Raw genomic sequence first — 18,353 nt, 5'->3', positions numbered from 1 at the left:
AAACAGCGGGGTTATGCTCATCGATACCTGCGTGAGGCCGAACTCAGAAACGCCGTGAATGACTGACGCGACGAGGATAACGACCGCAGACAGCCCCGTCGTTACCCAGTCGCTCGTCAGCGGTACTACCTCCATTCCCCCGGAGATCACGCGTCTGAATGGCGACACATCGACTGCATCCCGTATCGTGATACTCAACTCTGAAACAGTAAGTGAACCCTATATTTTAATTATTGTCTTAGTAATTATAACCGGGTATTCGAGATATGTAACGACAGTCACATCACGATGAACGAGCATGATACGGGTATCGGCGAGTGGCGGTCCCTCGACGGCGCCCCTGTCGGAGACGGCGACGCCGACGCCGTCTTCGCCCACGTCAGCGACCTCCACGGGCAGCTGACGCCGCGCTACCAGGTCTACTACGACAACCCGACGTCGAAGCCGGACTTCGACTTCGGAGACGACGACCGCGTCATCGAGCGCGGCGGCGGAATTCCCCTACTCGCAGCGAAACTCGACAAACTCCGCGAGGACCACGACGTGTGTACGCTCATGAGCGGGGACACGTTCCACGGCTCCGCCGTGACCACCTACACCGACGGACGAGCGATGCTCGACCCCGTCAACGACCACGTCGCGCCCGATATCTACGTCCCGGGGAACTGGGACTACTCGAACGAGGCCGCCGAGGACGGCAGCTTCGTGGAACTGATGGACGCACTCGACGCGCCCGTCCTCGCGAACAACCTCTACGACTGGGAGACTGACGAGCGACTGTACGACGCCTATCGGATCCTCGACGTCGGCGGGCTCTCCGTGGGCGTCGTCGGGATGACGAACGTCTACGTCGACCGGATGGCGCCCGCGTTCTCCGAGGGGAAGTACCGCTTCGGCAAGCATCCCTCGCTCCTCGAGGAGTCCGCACAGGTCGCCCGCGAGGACGGCGCGGAGGTCGTGGTCGCGGTCACCGAGATCGGCCTGCGGTGGATGGTCCAGGCCGCCAAGGACTGTGCGAGCGTGGACCTGATGTTCAGCGCACACACCCACGAGTACACCTACGACCCGATCGTCGTCGAGGAAACCGAGACGGTCGTCGTCGAGTCCGGCATGGGCGAGGCGCTCGGCCGCGTGGACCTCCGCGTTCAGGACGGGGAACTACAGTTCCGCCACCACCTCTACTGTCTGACCGAGGACGGCGAGCACACGCCGGAACCGAACGCCGACGCGGCGGAGACGGTCGAATCCGTGCGTGCGCCCTTCTTCGAGGATAACCCGGGGTTCGAGCGAGGGGCCGGTACGCTCGGGAAGTCCCTCGATACGGTCGTCGGCCGGACAGAAGAACCACTCTACCGGCAGTCGTTCCTCGAAAGTGCGTGGAACACGCTGTTCAACGACGCGCTTCAGGCGCACTTCGACACGGACCTCGCGGTCTCGCACGGGTTCCGGTACGGGACAGCTATCCCGCCCGGAGCGATCACGCTCGGTGAACTGTACACGTTCTTCCCGATGGCGACGCCCGTCGCTCGCGGCGTCGCCTACGGCCAGCAACTCACGAGCCACATGGAGCGGTTCCTCGAGGACAACTTCACTCCCTACCCCTACGATCAAGAGGACGGTCGCGTCCGCAACTTCTCCTCAAACGTCGAGGTGGCCGTCGACCCAACGGCCAAGCGCGGCCGTCGCCTCGTCGAGATGCACATCGACGGCGAGACGGTCGACCCGGAGGAGACGTACTCGGTGGCGACGTTCCGCCGCCCCGGCGATCCCGAACGCGACCTCGGCAACTGCGGGTTCCCGTTCCAGGACGTCGAGGTCGACGACGAGACGATACCGGTCGACGTCATCGTCGAGTACCTCGAGGAGCACTCGCCGGTCGACTACGAGGTGACGGGGCTGATCGAGACCGGCGACGACGGCGGCCGAGTCCAGAACACGCCCGCAGACGGGCCGTATCCCTTCATCCAGCCCGGCGTCGACTACACGGCCGGCGAGGCGTACTGCGAGACGTCCATGATTCCGCGCGGGAACGCGTTCCCCGAAGAAGGGCGTAATCGAAAGCGTTAGTCGACGACGAACGACGACAGAGCCGACGAACAACAATCAACACGGCATCACACAGGTCAGATACAATGGTTAACAACATCACTGCGGAACAACTCGCGGAGAAGATCGACGACGACGAACAGTTCACGCTCATCGACGTGCGTCCCGAAGACAGCTTCGAGGCCTGGCACGTGCGCGACGCGGAGAACGTTCTGTATGACCCTGACGAGGGGTTGAGCGAGGACCAACTGAACGAGGTGAACACGCTGGTCGACGGGGGGCCGGTCGCCGCTATCTGCGGGAGCGGTATCTCGTCGACGCCGTTCGCGTTCGACCTCGAAGAGCACGGCTACGACGACGTCTCGGTCATCACTGGCGGGATGGAGGCGTGGAGCAAACTCTACGAGGTCGTCCCCATCGAGACGTCCAGCGACGACCTCGTCGTTCGGCAGGTCCAGCGCCGAGCGAAGGGCTGTCTCGGCTACGTCGTCGGCTCGAAGGGAGCGGAGGAGGCCGTCGTGGTCGATGCGACCAGACAGACCGACCAGTTCAAAGTCGCTGCTCAGGACGCCGGGCTCTCCATAGCGCGCGTGTTCGATACGCACGTCCACGCCGACCACATCTCGGGCAGTCCGACACTCGCCGACGAGGTCGGCGTGTCCTACCACCTCGGCGACACAGCCAGCGAGCGCGGTGTCGAGTACGAGTACGAACCGCTGTCGGACGGAGACGTCATCGACGTCGGCGACGTCGAGATCGAGGCGCTCCACACGCCCGGCCACACCTCGGAGATGATGAACTACCTCGTCGACGGCGAGCTCCTGTTGACGGGCGATACGCTGTTCGTCGACTCCGTCGGGCGGACGGAACTCCAGTTCGGCGAGGACGACGCCTCCCGCGGAGCGGAACTGCTGTACGACTCGCTCCACGAGAGGATCCTCGACCTCCCGGACGACACGACGATCCTTCCGGGCCACCTCACCGTCACGAGCGACGGCCGCTACGAGAACGGCTCGCCGGGCGACCCCCTCGAGGCCCGGCTCGGGGACCTCCGCGACGAGCTCGACTTCCTCGGACTCGACCGCGACGCGTTCGTGGAGCGGTTGACCGAAGACGCGCCGGAGAAACCCCCGAACTACGAGACCGTTATCGCCATCAACACCGGCAAAGAGACCGTCGGCGACGAAAGCGAGGCGACTGAACTCGAACTGGGACCGAACAACTGTGCCGCCTAGCGGACAGCGCCCGCTCTCCCGTCGCAGACTCCTCCAGTTGACGGGAGCGACCAGCCTCGGCGCACTCGCGGGCTGTGCCGGTCAGCTACCGGGCTCCGACGACGGTGGGAATCGTGAGGTGACGCCCCGCTCACCAGTTACGGCCGAGCCAGATACAGCCGTCAGCCTCACTGCGGCGTCCGGGAGTATTCGACCAGCCCCGAGACGTCGACGACCAACTGGATGTACGAGGGTCAATTTCCGGGACCGGAGCTACGCGTTCAGGAGGGTGACGTGCTCAGCGTCGAACTAACGAACGACCTCCGAGAGGAGACGACGATTCACTGGCATGGAGTTCCCGTCCCGAATCCGGTCGAGGGGGTGCCGAACGTAACGCAATACCCGGTCGCTTCCGGTGATACGTTCACGTACAAGGTCCGTGCCGAACGATCTCGTCCTCCGTGGTCGTCACCGTCTCTCGTCGACGTGGCCACCACGTGTACCGTGCGTGATGAGAGCAAAAGAAGGGTTTGGGCAACAGATGACCGTATTGTTGGGTTTCACACGTTGTGCGACATCGGTCGGCGACGACCGCCGGACCGATATCGCTACCAACCATCTCGTGGCGATCGGGGCAGCGAAGTAAGGCGTCCCGGTCGACTCGGGCGACCTACTTCTCGCCCCCGCCGCGATCAGAACACGCCGGGGAACACGACGTACACGAACGCCGACGTCACCAGCCCGCCGCCGACGAGGTAGTACGTCAGCGGGAGGAGGTTCAGCCGGATCACGCGCCCGGCCTCCCCGACGAGTCCGACCGTCGCCAGCGCCGCGATCACGTTGTGGATCGCCATCACGTTCCCGATCGACGCGCCGACGGTTTGGGCGCCGACGATCAGCTGCGTCGACAGCCCGAGCTCCTGAGCGATCTCGAACTGGAACGCCGTGAACGTGATGTTGCTCACGGTGATCGACCCGGCGATGAACGCCCCGAGCGCGCCGACGACCGGAGCGAAGAAGGGGTACGCCGCGCCGAGCAGCGACGCCGTCGCGCTCGCGAGCACGACGATCATGCTCCCTTCGACGGCCGCACCCGGATGCGCCGCGGTCTGCAACATGATCTCCACCATCGCGATGACGAAGACCAACGCGACCGCCGGCGAGACGATCTTCGCGCCCGCCTCGCGCCACGCGGCCGTCACCTCGGTCGCGGGCATCCCGAAGATCGGCACCGCGAGCAACGCGCTCGCGATCAGCCACGTCCCGGGCACGTACGCCCACCCGATCGCACCGCCGATGTCGGTGCCGGCGATGCCGGTCCACGCGAGCGTCATACCCGGCCCATCCTGAAGGAACGTCGCGACGGGATCGATCACCCGCGTCCCGACGAGCAGGGCGACGAGCACGAGGTAGGGCGACCACGCCCGAACCAGCGACATCGAGGGAGCGCCGTCCGCGCCGCCGGGACCCGCGTCCGTGCTGCCGGGCTCGATACTCCCGACCCAGTGATCGGGCCAGTCCTCACGCGGCGGGAACTCCCACTCCTCCTCGGGCAGGAGGTACCCCGCTTTGAGCGTCGCGACGACGACTCCGCCGCCGACCATGGCCGCGATGAGCGACGGGAGCTCCGGTCCGACCAGCCACGCCGCGGCGACGTACGGCACCGCGAACGCGACCCCCGCGAACAGACAGAGCGGGACCACCGGACGGAGTCCCGCGAGAGATCGCTCGCTCGGCTTCGCGTCGCCGAAGAAATACACGACCATCCCCACGGCGAAGAGCGGCATCAGCGTCCCGAGAATCCCGTTGAGGACCGCGCTCCACGCGCCGGCCGCACTCGCATAGGCCGCGACCGACTCGAATCCGCCTGCGGCGATGGGGTCGGCGACGGCCTCCAAGGGTTGTTCGAACCCCACGATGACGGGGGTACCGACCGCGCCGAACACCGTCGCGACCGCGTGCCCGACGAGCGCGGCGACGACCGCCGCCAGCGCCGGGAACCCGAGCGCCAGAAGGAGCGGGGCGACCACCGCCGCGGGAGTGCCGAACCCGGCGACTCCCTCGATGAACGTCGCGAGGAAGAACCCGAGTAAGACGACTTGCACTCGACGGTCGTCGCTGATCGAGGCGAACCCCGCGTTGATCCGATCGACGGCCCCGGAGTTCATCAGCGTGTACAACAACACGAGCGCGCCGAGAACGATCCAGAGGATCTCGACCGCCGCCATCGCCCCGTCGATCGACGCCGCGAGGATCCACGTCGCTGGCATGTCCCAAGCGAGGAACGCGACGGCGGCGGCCGCCAGCCACGCGACGGGCATCGCCCGTGAGGCGGGCCACAGCAGCCCGACCAGCAGCGCGGCGACGACGATCAGCGGGACGAGCGCCAGCGGTGCGCTCGCCGAGAGCGTCATCGACACACCCCGTGCCGACACGGTCCGTTCGGACGCGGCTCGATCCGACGCGAGTTCGCGCGCGTCCGACCCGTCGGTGCCAACGGCGGTTCACGACGCCCGACGGGACCGTCCATCGGGACACCGCGTTCTCGTCGTCTGCAGGCAACAGTGACGTACATCGTATGCGAGACCACGATTGACGTAAATAAATCTCCTGTACGGTTGTCAGTCGGTCGGAGAGTCGCCCGACTACGTCGCCATCGCGAGCGCGAGTGCGGGCGACAGCCACTTGTCGCGGCGGGCACTCCGATCGGTCGTCATATGGGCCTCAGGGCAGACGTGCTCGACTTCCTCGCGTGTAACGACGCTGACGCCGATGACGACGAGGCCGTTCGCACCCGGTTCGACGAATTCGCGTCGCACCGCGGCGTCTCCGCCGAGACCGACCGCGCGGATCGGAGCGATCGTCCGGAACTCACCGACCGCGGTCGCCGCCTCGTCGACCGGGTTCGCCTCCTCGACACCGCCCCCGTCGGCGTCACGCTGTGCGGTCCGGCGTACCGCGACACGCCGATACTGTACGCGAACCGGACGTTTCGCGAGGTCACGGGCTACTCGACCGACGAACTCCGCGGCCGCAACCCACGGTTGCTCCAGGGCCCCCGAACCGGCTCGGAGGCCGTCGCGAAGCTGCGCGAGGCGGTGTCCATCTGGGAGCCCGTCACCGTCGAGGTGTGGAACCACCGACGCGACGGGACGCCCTTTTTAAACCGCGTCTCGCTCCGCCCGCTTCCCGGCGTGGACGGGACGGTCACCCACTGGGCCGCCGTGCAGGATCCGGTCGAGGGAGCCGGCTGTCCGATCGACCGACTGATCGACTGACTGTCCCCGGTTTCACGACCGGGCTCACCGCCACGTCGACGTGGGAACGACGGAGGGAACGATCCCCCCACCGGTCGCGTCCTCGACGACGGCCTCGGCGACGTGCTCCCCGCTGAGCAGACACATCGGCATCCCGATTCCGGGGTTCGTGTACGCGCCGACGTAATAGAGCCCGTCGACGCCCGGCGCGCGGTGGGCGGGACGGAGCGGACCGGTCTGATCGAGCGTGTGCGAGAGCGCGAGGGCGGTTCCCCTCGGTGCGTTGAAGTGCCGCTTGAAGTTGGAGACGCACGCCGATTCCTCGAAGGCGATCCGGTCGCGGAAGTCGACCCCCGTCTGTTCGGCGAGGTCGTCCAGCACCTGCTCGCGGAACCGCTCGCGGGTCTCCGGGTCGTCGTCGATCCCGGCCGCGAGCGGGACGAGGACGAACACCGCTTCGTGGCCCTCGGGCGCCGCCTCCGGGTCGGTCTTCGACGGGACGTGGACGTAGTAGGCGGGGTCGTCGGGCCACGCCGGCTCATCGAAGATCGTCTCGAAGTGCGGGCGCCAGTCGGTCGGGAGAACGAGCGCGTGGTGGTCCAGGTCGACATCGCCTTTCACGCCCGCGTACAGCAGGAACGCGGAGGGGGCGTACGTCCGCGACTCCCAGTACGACTCGCGGCGAGCGTACTCGTCCGGGAGGAGGTCGCGTTCGACGTGGGGGGGCGCCGCGTTGGCGACGACGCGATCGAATCGCCCGCCGAGGTCGGTCGCGTCGGCGTTTCCGTTTGCGCCCGCGCCCTCGCTCACTCGTACCTCGAACGCCGACGTCGCCGCCGCGATGGAGGGTTCGATCGCGGTCACCGGCGCGTTCGTGCGGATCTCGACCCCGAGGTCGGTCGCGAGTTCCGCCATCCCGTCGACGACGCTCGCGATCCCGCCGAGGGGGTGGTAGACGCCGAGGTTCATGTCGACGTGGCTCATCAGCGTGTAGATCGCGGGGGTGTTGTACGGCGAGCCACCGAGGAAGACGAGCTTGTACTCGGCGATCTGCCGCAGCTTCTCGTGGTCGAAGTAGTCGCCGACGTAGTCGTCCATCGACCGGAGCTTCGGCAGCGCGCGGGCCGACCGCAGCACGTCGGTATCGACCATGTCCCGCAGCCGCGACCGACTCGGGTAGACGAACCGGTCCATCCCCAGCTCGTACGCCTCCGCAGCGTCGGCGAGGTAATCGTCGAGGCGGTCGCCCGCACCCGCCTCGTACGATTCGAACAGCTCCTTCTGTCCGGCGCGGTCCGCGGGCATCGTCGCGCGGTCGCCGTCCTTCCAGATCAGCTCGTACAGCGGATCCAGCTCCGTCAGCTCGTAGAACTCGTCGGTCGAGCGTCCGAAGTGGTGGAAAAAACGGTCGAACACCTCGGGCATGAGGTACCACGAGGGGCCGGTGTCGATTCGGAACCCGTCGCGCTCGATCCGCCCCGCGTATCCGCCGGGGTGCGCGTTGCGCTCGAACACCGTCACGTCGGCGCCGGCGTCGGCGAGGTAACAGGCCGCGGAGAGTCCGCCGAACCCCGCGCCGACGATCGCGATGGTCCCGTCTGCGAGGGCATCGTCGGGGAAGCGACGCTCGTCGCGTGGCGTGGTGCTCATCGGTCGACGGTACGGGCTCAGAGGCGTTTACTCCCGCACCATACTATGTTGGTATCTCCCTCTCCCGACATTTAACGCGGTTTCAGTACTACTGACGCGGGTCCGCCCCTTGCAGCCGACGAGCCCCGAGCGTGAACAGCCCAAGCCCGATCAGGTACAGCCGCCAGCCCGCGTTCGCGATCGGAAACCGCCTCTCGATCGGCTCGTCGGTGACCTCCCGCGGGTCGCGCGGCTCGACCGGATTGTTCACGTGGACCGTCTCCGTGGTGCCGCCCTCGCCCGCGTCGACCCGCCGGCCCCCCGTCTCCGGGTCGATCTGGACGTCGACGAACGTCTGAACGAACCCGTCCGCCGACGAGAAGAATATCTCGCCGCTCAGGGCGTAGAAGCGGTCGCGGAGCGGCCAGAGCGCGTTCACCCCGTCGAGGTGGGTCCAGTCGAGCGCGACGTGCGCGAACACGTGCACGAACAGCCCGACCCACGCGACCGCGATCCACCGCTCCGCGCCGCGCTCCGAGAACCGGTCGGCGAGCAGGCCGCGCAGCGCCGACCGGTCCCGCAGCCGCGTGTCGTAGTAGAGGAGCACCGCGACCGCCGCGGGAATCACGAGGTTGTGACCGACCGTCCGGTGTGCTCCCGGCATGATCGGGCCGAGGAAGCTGTCGACCTCCGGCAGCACGACGATCGCGAGGATAACCGCGAGCGCCCGACGGTCGTAGTGGTCGCCGAGCAGCCCGACCGCGAGCGCGAGCGCGAACCCCGCGTGGACGATCGTCGAGACCATCTATCGGGTCACCTCCGTCTGGTCGCTCTCGGCGGCGTCGCCGTCGGCGGTGTCGCCGTCGACGCTTCCGGCACCCCCGCGACGAAGCCGCGCGAATCGCACCGCGAGCAGGGCCGTCGCCGCGGCGACGACGACCAGCTGCCAGCCGCGCCGAACGAGGTACAGCTCCCGGTCCGCGTCGAGCGAGAGGCCGGGGCGACCGTCGGGGTTCACCCACGTCGGGATCGCGTACGAGGCGGTCGTGCCGGGGCTCTGCAGCGGGAGTATCCCCGGACCCTGCGCGGACAGGGCGACGAACGTCTGGACGACGCCCTCCTGCGTCGAGAAGACGAGCCGCCCGCGGACGTGGTAGTACGCGTCGTGGACCGGGTACAGGAGATTCACGCCCTCGCGACCGAACAGCTCCGGGCCGACGCCCGCGACGACGAACGCCGCCAGCGCGACCCACGCGACTCGGGCCCCGTACCAGCCGGTTCGCTCGTAGAGCCACGATGTCTCCCGAACTGCGGTGTCCCAGTACAGCGCCGCGCCGACGAACAGGGGAATCCAGACCGCGTGAAAGAGCGCGTTCGTCGCGCCGGAAATCGCGAGGCTCGCGACCGCGTCGAGATCGGGGAGCATCGCGGCGGCGACGACGATCGCGACCGAGCGCCGGTCGAACGCCGCGCCCAGCAGGGCCGCCGCGAGTATCGCGCCGACGGCGGCGTTGACCAGCGTCGGGGCCATATCGACCCTGACGCGTCCACGAGAATAAGCGCTCCGGGGTCAGCGGTCGAAGTCGTGACCCGAATCGCGCCCGTCTCTCGACTTCGGCTCGACGGCGTCGGCCGGAACGAACGGGTCGGTGTCGCCGGAGCCGGTCGATTCCGACGGAGACCTCGCCGCGTCCGACGCGTCAGAGCGGACCGCCTCGTCTCCCCGTTCTCCGTCGGCTGCGATCGGATCGTGCGACGGTGCAGGTGAGTCGTTATCGTCGGCGCCGTCGACATCGACGCCCGCCGGGACGCCGAGCAGCGCGGCCGCCATCTGCCGGGAGACGTACGCGATGAAATTCGTGAGGTGTAACGCCACTAAGACGCCGACGATCCCGATCGGAACCGCGAGCAGCGCCTCCGGGAGCGTCTCGATCGCCCACGTCACCGGCTCGCCGTTCGACTCGCCGAACTCCGCCACGAACGGGTACCGGAGCGGCGCGGCCACCAGCGGGAGCCCGTTCGCGAGCGCGAACAGGGGAACGAGCGCGGCGACCGTGACCGCGAATTTCACCGAGAGGAACCCGACGCCCCGCCACGTCGAGGCCGCGTCGACGTACTTCCGCACGCCCGCGAGCCTTCCGTCGAGGTCCGTTGGCAGGTCGTCGTACGGGTCGAGATCGGCGGCCAACAGCCGGTTGGCGAGCCAGCGCTCGAACCCCGCGAGGAGGCGTGCACCGAGAAGCGTCGCGAACAGGACCACGAGACCGACCAGCACGACCGACAGCAGGAGCCCGAAGGCGACCCCGAACGAGAACAGCGCCGAGTAGATGAACCCGAGCGGGATCGCGAGCAGGACGTACAGGAGGTGCCGATACGTTCGACCGTCGACGAGGACGCCGACGACCGGGAGGTCAGAGAGGGGTCGAAGGGAGACCATACGCGCTCGACACGAGTTGTGCCGTCGACATAAATCGGTCGTCATCGACGGAGCTGCCGACGGTACTCGGACCGCAACGGTGTCGGTTTTACCCGATGAAGAAGTCGATCGCGTTCCCCGTCGACTGCCCCTTATACAGCTCGGAGTAGCCGCAGTTCGCACACGAGACGACGACGAACTTACGGTTCTGGACGTCGAACAGCTTCGTCAGTCCGGTGCCGCTCGTCGCGATCTCGTCCGTCTCGGTCGCAGTCCCGCCGCACTTCGGACAGCCGTTGTCGTCGGAGCCGAGGCCCGATTCACCGGCTCCGGAACCTACTTTGTCGGGATCGGTTCGGGAGTCACCTGGCGATTCGTCGAGATCGTTGGCCGCGTCGTTGCCGAACACGGAGTACTCGGTGTCGTCGGAGGGCATCGGTCGTCGGTGCGTTCGCGACTGATAAACTTCTTGTGGCGGATCGGGCTGTGGCGGCTCTGTTAAAACCCACGTCACGTCTTTCGGTTTCCTGAGAAGCAGTGGTACATGGGACCCGCAAAGAACGTGGAGAACAATATCGGTCCCAGTGTCGACTCTATAGGACTTCAACAGCATTAACGGATCGACCTCGATGTATCTTAGTATGGATGTCGGTGGGAAGATCGAGCCGACCGAAGAGACAACCGATGTAGTTGTCGCCAGAGGAATCGCACATCTGATCGATTATTTCGCTTCGTTTATCGTAATATTCCCTGTTCTTTACACATATGTTCTGGCGGTGAACCCCGCGAGAGACTCGGTATGGATAACGGCTCCTATTGTTCTATCGTACCTGGCGTACAACACGCTCTTCGAAGCGTACTGGAACGGCCAGACGATCGGAAAACGAGTCACTGGTATTAGAGTCGTCGACCGGGACGGGGCCGATCCGTCGCTCAAAGAGGCGCTGATTCGGAACGTCCCAGCAGGCTTCCCAATCGCGGGGACGCTAGGGATCTTCGCAGCGCTCTGGGCGATGGTGACGACCGATCTCCGTCAGCGAAACTTCGATATCTTCGCAGACACGTACGTCGTCACCGAGGGTAGACAGGGAGCGGCTGATCGCCGACCAGACGACTCCGATTCGGAGACCTACGAGTTCCGGAACTTCGGCTCGAAAAACTGAAAACGTCAACCGCACCCCGCGTGACCCTACTCGTCGATATCGTCGACGAGCTCGTCGGCGACGCCGGTGTACCCCGCGGGCGTCAACGCCTTCAGCTCCTCGCGAACGTCCTCGTCGACGTCGAGTTCGTCGAAGAGGTCACGGAAGTCGTCGAGGGTGACCGAGCGTCCGCGGGTGAGCTCCTTCACGCGCTCGTAGGCGTCGGTGTCGCCCTCGCGGCGGAGGATCGTCTGGACGGCCTCGCCGATGACCTCGGGCGTCGCCGCCAGCTCCTCGCGCATGACGGTCTCGTTCGGAACGACCTTCGCGAGGCCGTTCTCGGCCTTCCCGTAGCCGATGAGGCAGTGCGCCAGCGCGGCGCCGACGTTGCGCTTGACCGTCGAGTCGGAGAGGTCGCGCTGGAGCCGGGAGCTCGTCACGTAGTCGCCGAGGAACGCGAGGTCGCTGTTCGCCTTCGAGAGGTTCCCCTCGCTGTTCTCGAAGTCGATCGGGTTCACCTTGTGCGGCATCGTCGAGGAGCCGGTCTCGCCCTCGACCGCCTCCTGGCCGAGATAGCGGTCGGAGACGTAGAGCCACGCGTCCACGTCTAAATCGAGGAGGACGTTGTTGACGCCGCGGAGCGCGTCGAACAGCGCCGAGAGGTCGTCACAGGGGTTCACCTGCGTCGCGAGCGGGGTGTGCTCCAGATCGAGCCCGCGCACGAACGACGCCGAGAACGCCTGCCAGTCGACGTCGGGGTACGCAGCCTCGTGGGCGGCGTAGGTACCCGAGGCCCCGGCGAGCTTCCCGGAGAGGTCGCCGTTCGCGACGGCGACGCGGCCGAGCGCGCGACCGAGCCGGGCGGCGTACACCGCCATCTCCTTCCCGAACGTCGTCGGCGTCGCCGGCTGCCCGTGGGTCCGCGCGAGCATCGGCGTGTCGCGGTGCTCCTGTGCCAGGTCGACGAGGGCGTCGCGGACCTCGCGGGCCGCGGGGAGTATCACCTCGCTCACGGCGGGTTTGACCAGCAGGCGGTTCGCGAGGTTGTTCACGTCCTCGCTCGTGAGCCCGAAGTGGATCCACGGGTAGAGCGCCTCGGCGTCCGCGACCGTTCCCGAGCCGTCCGCGATCGTCCCCGCGTCGGCCAGTTCGTCCAGACGCACGCGGAGGAAGTACTCGACCGCCTTCACGTCGTGGTTGGTCGCGGCGTACCCCGCCGCGCCCTCGACCTCCAGCGCCTTGACGAGTCGGGCGTCCTCGGCGTCGAAATCCGCATATATCGCCCGCAGGGCGGCCGCAGTCTCGTCGTCGAGCACGAAGGGGGTCGCGTCGAGCGCGGCGAGTTCGATCAGGTACTCGACCTCGACGCGGGTCCGGGCGCGCATGAGCGCGGCCTCGCTCGCGTACGGCGACAGCGGCGCGGTCCGGGAGGCGTATCGACCGTCGAGCGGCGAGACCGCCGCGAGCGGGTCCGACCGAGAGAGCCCGTCGATCGCGGCGACCGTCGACGCGGAGTCGTCCGTCATGCTCGCGACTGCCCTCGGAATCGGCAAAAGCGTGTCGATGAGAAGTTGCACGGGTGTGGATATGTATGGCCTTGTGTCGGGGGCGATACCGAGATTGTATCCGCAAACATGGATCCATCCCCGCGACGGACCGCAATCGATATACCCGATCGGTCGGTGTCACCGTGTATGAAGATCGCCGGACTCGCGAGCAACCGGGGACGGAACCTCAGACACATCGCCGACGTCGCGCCGGGCGGCGCGGAGCTGTCGGTCGTCCTGACGAACCGGGAGAGCGCGCCCGTGTTGGAGGCGGCGACGGAACGCCGGATTCCGACCGAGGTCGTCGAGCGCGAAACGGGCGAGTCACGCGCGGCCCACGAACGCCGGATCCTCGACCGACTCGCCGGTTACGACTTCGACCTGGTCTGTCTGGACGGGTACATGCGCGTGTTGACTACCGAGTTCCTCGATGCGGCCCCGACGACGCTGAACGTTCACCCGTCGCTGCTGCCGTCGTTCCCCGGGATGGACGCTCACGAACAGGTGCTGGAATCGGGAGTTCGCACTACCGGCTGCACGGTGCACGTCGTTACCGAGGCCGTCGACGACGGCCCCATCGTGACCCAGGAGCCGGTGCCCGTCTACGCCGACGACGACGCCGACGCGCTGAAATCTCGCGTGCTCTATGACGCCGAGTTCACGGCGTACCCGCGGGCGGTGCGGTGGTTCGCCGAGGACCGCGTGACCGTCGAGCGGGACGCCGACGGCGCGGCAACCGGGGTCGCGGTCGACGGCGACACCGGCGGGGAGTTCCCCGAGCGACGGTTCGTCTCCGAGGAGCGAACCGAGACGCTCCGGTACGGAGAGAACCCCCACCAAGACGCCGCGCTTTACGCCGACGACGGCTGCGAGGAGGCGAGCGTCGTCGGGGCGGCCCAGCTGAATCCCGGCGCGAAGGGGATGGGCTACAACAACTACAACGACGCGGACGGCGCCCTCGATCTGGTCAAGGAGTTCGACGAGCCCGCGGCCGCCGTGATCAAGCACACGAACCCGGCCGGGTGCGCGACGGCGGACTCGCTCGCGGACGCGTACGACAGCGCGCTCCGCACCGACGCGAAGTCCGCGTTCGGCGGGATCGTCGCGCTGAACCGCGAGTGCGACGCCGACACCGCCGACGCGATCGTCGACTCGTTCAAGGAGGTCGTCGTCGCGCCCGGCTACACCGACAGCGCGCTCGACGTGCTCCGCGAGAAGAAGAACCTCCGCGTGCTCGACGTCGGCCCGCTCGGCGAGGGCGACGACCGCTTTTCGGAGCGATTCACCGAGAAGCCGATCGTCGGCGGGCGACTCGTGCAGGAGCGCGACCGGCAGTCGCCGACTCCGGCGGACCTCGAGGTCGTCACCGAGCGCGAGCCGACCGACGAGCAGATCGAGACGATGCTGTTCGCCTGGAAGACGCTCAAACACGTCAAATCGAACGGAATCCTGTTCGCGACCGGCACCGAGACGGTCGGCGTCGGGATGGGCCAGGTGTCACGCGTCGACGCCGTGACCCTCGCGGCGATGAAAGCCGAGAAGGACGCCGAGGGGAAGTCCGCCGAGGGCGCCGTGATGGCCTCGGACGCCTTCTTCCCGTTCCCGGACGCGATCGAGGAGGCCGCAGAGGCCGGGATCGAGGCCGTGATCCAGCCCGGCGGCTCCGTCAACGACGAGGACGTGATCGCCGCCGCCGACGAGAGCGACATGGCGATGGCGTTCACCGGATCGCGCTGCTTCCGGCACGATTAGGTCGGGGTAGTCGGGGCGTTCAAGATGCCGGTCGGACACGGATTCGGCGTGTCACGCTGTGCGTATCCGGCCCGTACCGCGTGACCATTCTTATATGGTTTCCCGGCGTATTTCACGTGTATGAGTGACACAATCACATGCTCGGAATGCGGTGACACGGCCGAATCGATGGAGGAACTCAACGAGGCGCACAAACACGAAGTCCCAGAGTTCGAGGAGGAGGACGGCGGGTTCAACCTCTTCGAGAACAAGGACCTCTTTCTCTGTAAAAACTGTAAGAACCCGCTCGGTGTGCGCCGGTAGCAACGGTCGTGGTAACGCCCCATAGCGGATTTTCTCGATAGAGTCGACTCAGTTTATAAGGTATAGTCGTGTTCGCCCGTTTCTGATTCCAAGAACGCCGTCAGCAGGTCGATGGTGGCGGCCACGTCGTCGCCGTCGGCGGTCTCGGTGACGGTGTGGAGGTACCGCGTCGGGATCGAGATCGCGCCGACCGGCTTCGCGCCGGCGGTGTTCTGGAACCCCGCGGTGTCGGTGCCGCCCGCGGGCAACACCTCGTGCTGGTGGTCGATCCCCTCGGTCTCGGCCAGATCGGTCAGTCGTCGGTGGACCTTCGGACTGGTGATCACCGAGGAGTCTTTGAGCTTGATCGCGGTTCCCTCGCCCAGTTCCGTCACGGCATCGGCCGCCTCGCCGATCTGGGGCACGTCGTTTGCGACGGTGACGTCGAGGGCGACGGCGAGGTCGGGGTCGATGTCGACGCCGAGCGCCTGCGCCCCGCGAAGGCCGACCTCCTCTTGGACGGTCGCCGCGAGGTGGACCGTCACGTCGGGATCGTCGATGCGGTCGGCCGCTTCGAGCATCGCGAACAGACAGACCCGGTCGTCGAGCGCCTTCCCCGTGATCCGGTCGCCCATGCGGGTCGTCGTCTGGTCGAGCGTGACCAGATCGCCGACGCTCACGAGCTCGTCCACTTCTTCGGCATTCCGTCCGAGGTCGATGTAGACGTCTTTCACCTCGTCGGCCGTCTCCTTCTGTTCGTCCGTGAGCGTGTGCGGCGGGACGGAGCCGATGACGCCGGTGAGGTCCTCGTCGCCGTGGAGGGTGACGCGCTGGGCGCGCAACACTCGGGCGTCGAACCCCCCGAGCGGATCGACCTGCACGAACCCCTCGTCGGTGACGTGCCGGACCATGAATCCGATCTCGTCCATGTGGGCAGCGACGGCGACGGAGTACGCCGAGTCGCCCTCGATCGTCCCGACGACGTTGCCCATCGCGTCGGTGCGCACGCGGTCGACGCGCTCGGCGAACTCGCGGCGAACGATCTCTCGCACGTCGTCCTCGTAGCCGGGAACGCCGCGCGCCTCGGTCAACTCACACAGCAGGTCGTAGTCGAAGTCGAACGACATGGGTCGTGCTGGCGGCCCCAGCGACAAAGGTCCGCAGGTTCCGGAACCGTCATCGCCTGCGATAAATTCGACCGAAGTTTACCGTTGTTCCGCAACGCTTTTGCGGCCACTCACGGGATGTGAGTGTATGAGTGACGTACGAGCTGAACTCCGCGAACAGTTCATGGACGCGTTCGGCGGCGCCGACTACCCCGTCGAAAACCAGATGGACCTGGTCCCCGCGCTCCCGGACGGCCCGGCGACGAAGTTCGAGGCCGGTGACGTGAGCCTCACGGCGATGGAGCTCGCCGCGAAGCTCGGCAGCGAACAGGAGTTCCCGTACGACGATGCCGACTCACTCGTCGACGACATCCTCGACGGGCTCGAAGCGAAAGGCATGATCTGAGCTCGGTACGCGGCCTCTCATCTCGATCCGCTATGTTTCGGAAGTGACGTACTCGCCGAGGAGACGCGTGTCCAGCGAGGAGCCGCCGGGTCGCCGAGGGGTTGATAGGTTCGGAACCGCAATGGTCGTCGTGGTCGCCGATCTGATCAGTCTCGTGCCGCCGTGGATTCTCTTGGGCGTCGCCCTCGGAGCCGTCGCGTCGGCGCTCGTCGCACTCGCCTTCTACCTCGGGGACCACTTCCTCGGGCCGGGCGGCCCCGAATCCGACGGGCGATGGGAGTCCGCGGGCGACGAGCGGCGCCGGGGCGAGATCCGCGAGTATCTGACGGCGATCGACGAGCGATTCCGCGAGAACCACGCGTTCGACGGGGTGACCGTCCCCTTTTACCTACCCGATCGCGAGGTCGCCATCACCTTCGACGCGCACGACTACTTCCAGCTGGAGGGCGAGGGGATCTACACGGTCCTCTGTGAGCACGAGATGCCCGGCCGCGGGCTCGGCCGTCGGCTCCCGTTCGACGTCGACGAACCGGACTGGGGACCGTCCCACGGCCGGTCGACCGGTGGGCTCGGACCTGACCCCGTCGCCGCGGCGTTCGCCGAGCTCGACGTCGCTCGCGACGCCGACGCCGGCGAGGTGAAACGGGCCTATCGCGAGCGCGCGAAAGAGACGCACCCCGATCAGGGCGGCGACGAGGAGGCGTTCCGTCGCGTCCGCGAAGCGTACGCGACGGCGCAGAATCACGCTAGCGAGGGGTCTCCCCCGGGGGACCGTATCGACGGGACAGAGCGCTCGTCGCCCCCGACCGGCTTCGGCCGGTGAGCCGCGTCGCCTTCGCCGAGCGCGCGGTCTATCTGGGCGCGTACGACGCGCTCGTCGTCGCCGATACCCACGTCGGCCGCGCGGAGGCCTCCGCGGTCTCGTTCCCGCTCGGCGAGCGCGAGGATCTCGTCGACCGGCTCACCCGACTGCTGTCGCGGTTCGACCCCGAGACGCTCGTCGTCGCAGGCGACGTGGTACACACCTTCGACCGCGTGAGCGACCGGAGTCGGGACGCGCTCGACGCGATTCGCGAGACGTGCGAAGCGAACGGCACCGCGCTCGAACTCGTCGCTGGCAACCACGACACGACCCTCCCGAACGCGTGGGACGGACCGGTCCACGAGGCCGTGGTTCTCGACCCGGAGGATACGGCGGCCCCCGACGCCCGCCGGACCGTGGTCTGTCACGGGCACGAGCGGCCGTCGATTCCGGCGGAGCGGTACGTGATCGGCCACGTTCACCCGACGATCGAGATCGAGGGCGCGCGGCACCCGTGTTTCCTGCGCGGCGACGGCGTCTACCGCGCGGGCGACCTCCTCGTCTTGCCCGCCTTCACGCGGCTCGCTCCCGGCGTCGTCGTCAACGGCATGCGCACGGCGGCGTTCGCCTCTCCGCTCGTCACCGACGCAGATCGGCTCGCGCCGATCGTGTACGACGCGGGGAGCGGCGATTCGGTAGGCCGCGAGCCCCTGCGGTTCCCACCGCTCGGCGAGTGCCGCGGGCTGTTGTGAAC

18 protein-coding genes are annotated in these 18,353 nt (G+C 67.2%); 10 read left to right on the top strand and 8 right to left on the bottom strand.

All coding sequences use genetic code 11. The features are described from left to right. Window positions 1–288 precede the first annotated feature (288 nt). From ACNSN4_RS04455 to ACNSN4_RS04445, 3 genes are all read left to right on the top strand, one after another. Entirely contained in the window at window positions 289–2,067 is a 1,779-nt protein-coding gene (locus ACNSN4_RS04455; protein ID WP_418284576.1) for a bifunctional metallophosphatase/5'-nucleotidase, read from the top strand. 65 nt (window positions 2,068–2,132) lie between these two features. Continuing rightward, a complete protein-coding gene (locus ACNSN4_RS04450) occupies window positions 2,133–3,281 on the top strand; it encodes an MBL fold metallo-hydrolase (RefSeq protein ID WP_418284575.1) in 1,149 nt (382 codons plus the stop codon). Window positions 3,282–3,503: 222 nt separating this feature from the next. Next, complete coding sequence (locus ACNSN4_RS04445; RefSeq protein WP_418284574.1) at window positions 3,504–4,019, top strand: multicopper oxidase domain-containing protein; 516 nt, start codon at window positions 3,504–3,506, stop codon at window positions 4,017–4,019. Here ACNSN4_RS04445 and ACNSN4_RS04440 read toward each other — a convergent pair. Continuing rightward, a complete protein-coding gene (locus ACNSN4_RS04440; protein WP_418284573.1) occupies window positions 3,953–5,674 on the bottom strand; it encodes an L-lactate permease in 1,722 nt (573 codons plus the stop codon). The two genes, ACNSN4_RS04445 and ACNSN4_RS04440, sit on opposite strands and share 67 nt — an antisense overlap. Before the next feature lie 303 nt (window positions 5,675–5,977). Between ACNSN4_RS04440 and ACNSN4_RS04435 the strand changes: the two genes are divergently transcribed. Next, entirely contained in the window at window positions 5,978–6,538 is a 561-nt protein-coding gene (locus ACNSN4_RS04435; protein ID WP_418284572.1) for a PAS domain-containing protein, read from the top strand. Between the two features lie 24 nt (window positions 6,539–6,562). On the opposite strand, the gene crtID is transcribed toward ACNSN4_RS04435, so the two are convergent. The 5 genes from crtID to ACNSN4_RS04410 form a co-directional block, all read right to left on the bottom strand. Beyond that, entirely contained in the window at window positions 6,563–8,167 is a 1,605-nt protein-coding gene (crtID, locus tag ACNSN4_RS04430) for a bifunctional phytoene desaturase/3,4-desaturase (RefSeq protein ID WP_418284571.1), read from the bottom strand. 88 nt (window positions 8,168–8,255) lie between these two features. Continuing rightward, a complete protein-coding gene (locus ACNSN4_RS04425) occupies window positions 8,256–8,951 on the bottom strand; it encodes a metal-dependent hydrolase (protein WP_418284570.1) in 696 nt (231 codons plus the stop codon). Beyond that, a complete protein-coding gene (locus ACNSN4_RS04420) occupies window positions 8,952–9,677 on the bottom strand; it encodes a metal-dependent hydrolase (RefSeq protein WP_418284569.1) in 726 nt (241 codons plus the stop codon). Between the two features lie 39 nt (window positions 9,678–9,716). Continuing rightward, window positions 9,717–10,583 (bottom strand): sensor domain-containing protein, encoded by an 867-nt coding sequence (locus tag ACNSN4_RS04415; RefSeq protein WP_418284568.1) that lies wholly within the window; start codon window positions 10,581–10,583, stop codon window positions 9,717–9,719. 88 nt (window positions 10,584–10,671) lie between these two features. After that, window positions 10,672–10,998: a zinc ribbon domain-containing protein gene (locus ACNSN4_RS04410; protein WP_418284567.1), complete on the bottom strand. Its 327-nt coding sequence runs from the start codon at window positions 10,996–10,998 to the stop codon at window positions 10,672–10,674. Window positions 10,999–11,203: 205 nt separating this feature from the next. Between ACNSN4_RS04410 and ACNSN4_RS04405 the strand changes: the two genes are divergently transcribed. Continuing rightward, entirely contained in the window at window positions 11,204–11,725 is a 522-nt protein-coding gene (locus ACNSN4_RS04405) for an RDD family protein (protein WP_418284566.1), read from the top strand. Between the two features lie 26 nt (window positions 11,726–11,751). Here ACNSN4_RS04405 and purB read toward each other — a convergent pair whose 3' ends face one another. Next, window positions 11,752–13,230, bottom strand: a complete 1,479-nt coding sequence (gene purB, locus ACNSN4_RS04400; RefSeq protein WP_418284565.1) for an adenylosuccinate lyase — start codon at window positions 13,228–13,230, stop codon at window positions 11,752–11,754. Window positions 13,231–13,398: 168 nt separating this feature from the next. Between purB and purN the strand changes: the two genes are divergently transcribed. Beyond that, a complete protein-coding gene (purN, locus tag ACNSN4_RS04395) occupies window positions 13,399–15,003 on the top strand; it encodes a phosphoribosylglycinamide formyltransferase (RefSeq protein ID WP_418284564.1) in 1,605 nt (534 codons plus the stop codon). A gap of 120 nt (window positions 15,004–15,123) precedes the next feature. Next, window positions 15,124–15,306 (top strand): hypothetical protein, encoded by a 183-nt coding sequence (locus ACNSN4_RS04390; protein ID WP_418284563.1) that lies wholly within the window; start codon window positions 15,124–15,126, stop codon window positions 15,304–15,306. A 53-nt stretch (window positions 15,307–15,359) separates the two neighbouring features. Here ACNSN4_RS04390 and ACNSN4_RS04385 read toward each other — a convergent pair whose 3' ends face one another. Beyond that, window positions 15,360–16,412: a M42 family metallopeptidase gene (locus ACNSN4_RS04385; RefSeq protein WP_418284562.1), complete on the bottom strand. Its 1,053-nt coding sequence runs from the start codon at window positions 16,410–16,412 to the stop codon at window positions 15,360–15,362. Window positions 16,413–16,539: 127 nt separating this feature from the next. Between ACNSN4_RS04385 and ACNSN4_RS04380 the strand changes: the two genes are divergently transcribed. The 3 genes from ACNSN4_RS04380 (at window position 16,540) to ACNSN4_RS04370 (ending at window position 18,351) form a co-directional block, all read left to right on the top strand. Continuing rightward, window positions 16,540–16,797 carry an MTH865 family protein gene (locus ACNSN4_RS04380; protein ID WP_418284561.1) on the top strand — a complete coding sequence of 86 codons (258 nt, stop codon included), beginning with the start codon at window positions 16,540–16,542 and terminating at the stop codon, window positions 16,795–16,797. A gap of 130 nt (window positions 16,798–16,927) precedes the next feature. Next, entirely contained in the window at window positions 16,928–17,620 is a 693-nt protein-coding gene (locus tag ACNSN4_RS04375; RefSeq protein ID WP_418284979.1) for a J domain-containing protein, read from the top strand. Continuing rightward, window positions 17,617–18,351 (top strand): metallophosphoesterase, encoded by a 735-nt coding sequence (locus tag ACNSN4_RS04370; RefSeq protein WP_418284560.1) that lies wholly within the window; start codon window positions 17,617–17,619, stop codon window positions 18,349–18,351. The genes ACNSN4_RS04375 and ACNSN4_RS04370 overlap by 4 nt, the downstream gene beginning before the upstream one ends. The last annotated feature ends 2 nt before the right edge of the window (window positions 18,352–18,353 follow it).

It is taken from the genome of Halorubrum marinum (assembly GCF_048381195.1).
GTDB lineage: Archaea > Halobacteriota > Halobacteria > Halobacteriales > Haloferacaceae > Halorubrum.
The sequence above is the reverse complement of the archived record's forward strand: the minus strand, read 5'-3'. Positions and strand labels throughout refer to the sequence as shown.

What these genes read in the sequence shown, in the direction of transcription:
- ACNSN4_RS04410 (WP_418284567.1), bottom strand. Translation starts at nt 10,998, where the DNA reads ATGCCCTCCGACGACACCGAGTACTCCGTGTTCGGCAACGACGCGGCC.
- purB (WP_418284565.1), bottom strand. Translation starts at nt 13,230, where the DNA reads ATGACGGACGACTCCGCGTCGACGGTCGCCGCGATCGACGGGCTCTCT.
- ACNSN4_RS04445 (WP_418284574.1), top strand. Translation starts at nt 3,504, where the DNA reads ATGTACGAGGGTCAATTTCCGGGACCGGAGCTACGCGTTCAGGAGGGT.
- ACNSN4_RS04415 (WP_418284568.1), bottom strand. Translation starts at nt 10,583, where the DNA reads ATGGTCTCCCTTCGACCCCTCTCTGACCTCCCGGTCGTCGGCGTCCTC.
- ACNSN4_RS04405 (WP_418284566.1), top strand. Translation starts at nt 11,204, where the DNA reads ATGGATGTCGGTGGGAAGATCGAGCCGACCGAAGAGACAACCGATGTA.
- ACNSN4_RS04435 (WP_418284572.1), top strand. Translation starts at nt 5,978, where the DNA reads ATGGGCCTCAGGGCAGACGTGCTCGACTTCCTCGCGTGTAACGACGCT.
- crtID (WP_418284571.1), bottom strand. Translation starts at nt 8,167, where the DNA reads ATGAGCACCACGCCACGCGACGAGCGTCGCTTCCCCGACGATGCCCTC.
- ACNSN4_RS04380 (WP_418284561.1), top strand. Translation starts at nt 16,540, where the DNA reads ATGAGTGACGTACGAGCTGAACTCCGCGAACAGTTCATGGACGCGTTC.
- ACNSN4_RS04450 (WP_418284575.1), top strand. Translation starts at nt 2,133, where the DNA reads ATGGTTAACAACATCACTGCGGAACAACTCGCGGAGAAGATCGACGAC.
- ACNSN4_RS04455 (WP_418284576.1), top strand. Translation starts at nt 289, where the DNA reads ATGAACGAGCATGATACGGGTATCGGCGAGTGGCGGTCCCTCGACGGC.
- ACNSN4_RS04385 (WP_418284562.1), bottom strand. Translation starts at nt 16,412, where the DNA reads ATGTCGTTCGACTTCGACTACGACCTGCTGTGTGAGTTGACCGAGGCG.
- ACNSN4_RS04420 (WP_418284569.1), bottom strand. Translation starts at nt 9,677, where the DNA reads ATGGCCCCGACGCTGGTCAACGCCGCCGTCGGCGCGATACTCGCGGCG.
- purN (WP_418284564.1), top strand. Translation starts at nt 13,399, where the DNA reads ATGAAGATCGCCGGACTCGCGAGCAACCGGGGACGGAACCTCAGACAC.
- ACNSN4_RS04440 (WP_418284573.1), bottom strand. Translation starts at nt 5,674, where the DNA reads ATGACGCTCTCGGCGAGCGCACCGCTGGCGCTCGTCCCGCTGATCGTC.
- ACNSN4_RS04425 (WP_418284570.1), bottom strand. Translation starts at nt 8,951, where the DNA reads ATGGTCTCGACGATCGTCCACGCGGGGTTCGCGCTCGCGCTCGCGGTC.
- ACNSN4_RS04390 (WP_418284563.1), top strand. Translation starts at nt 15,124, where the DNA reads ATGAGTGACACAATCACATGCTCGGAATGCGGTGACACGGCCGAATCG.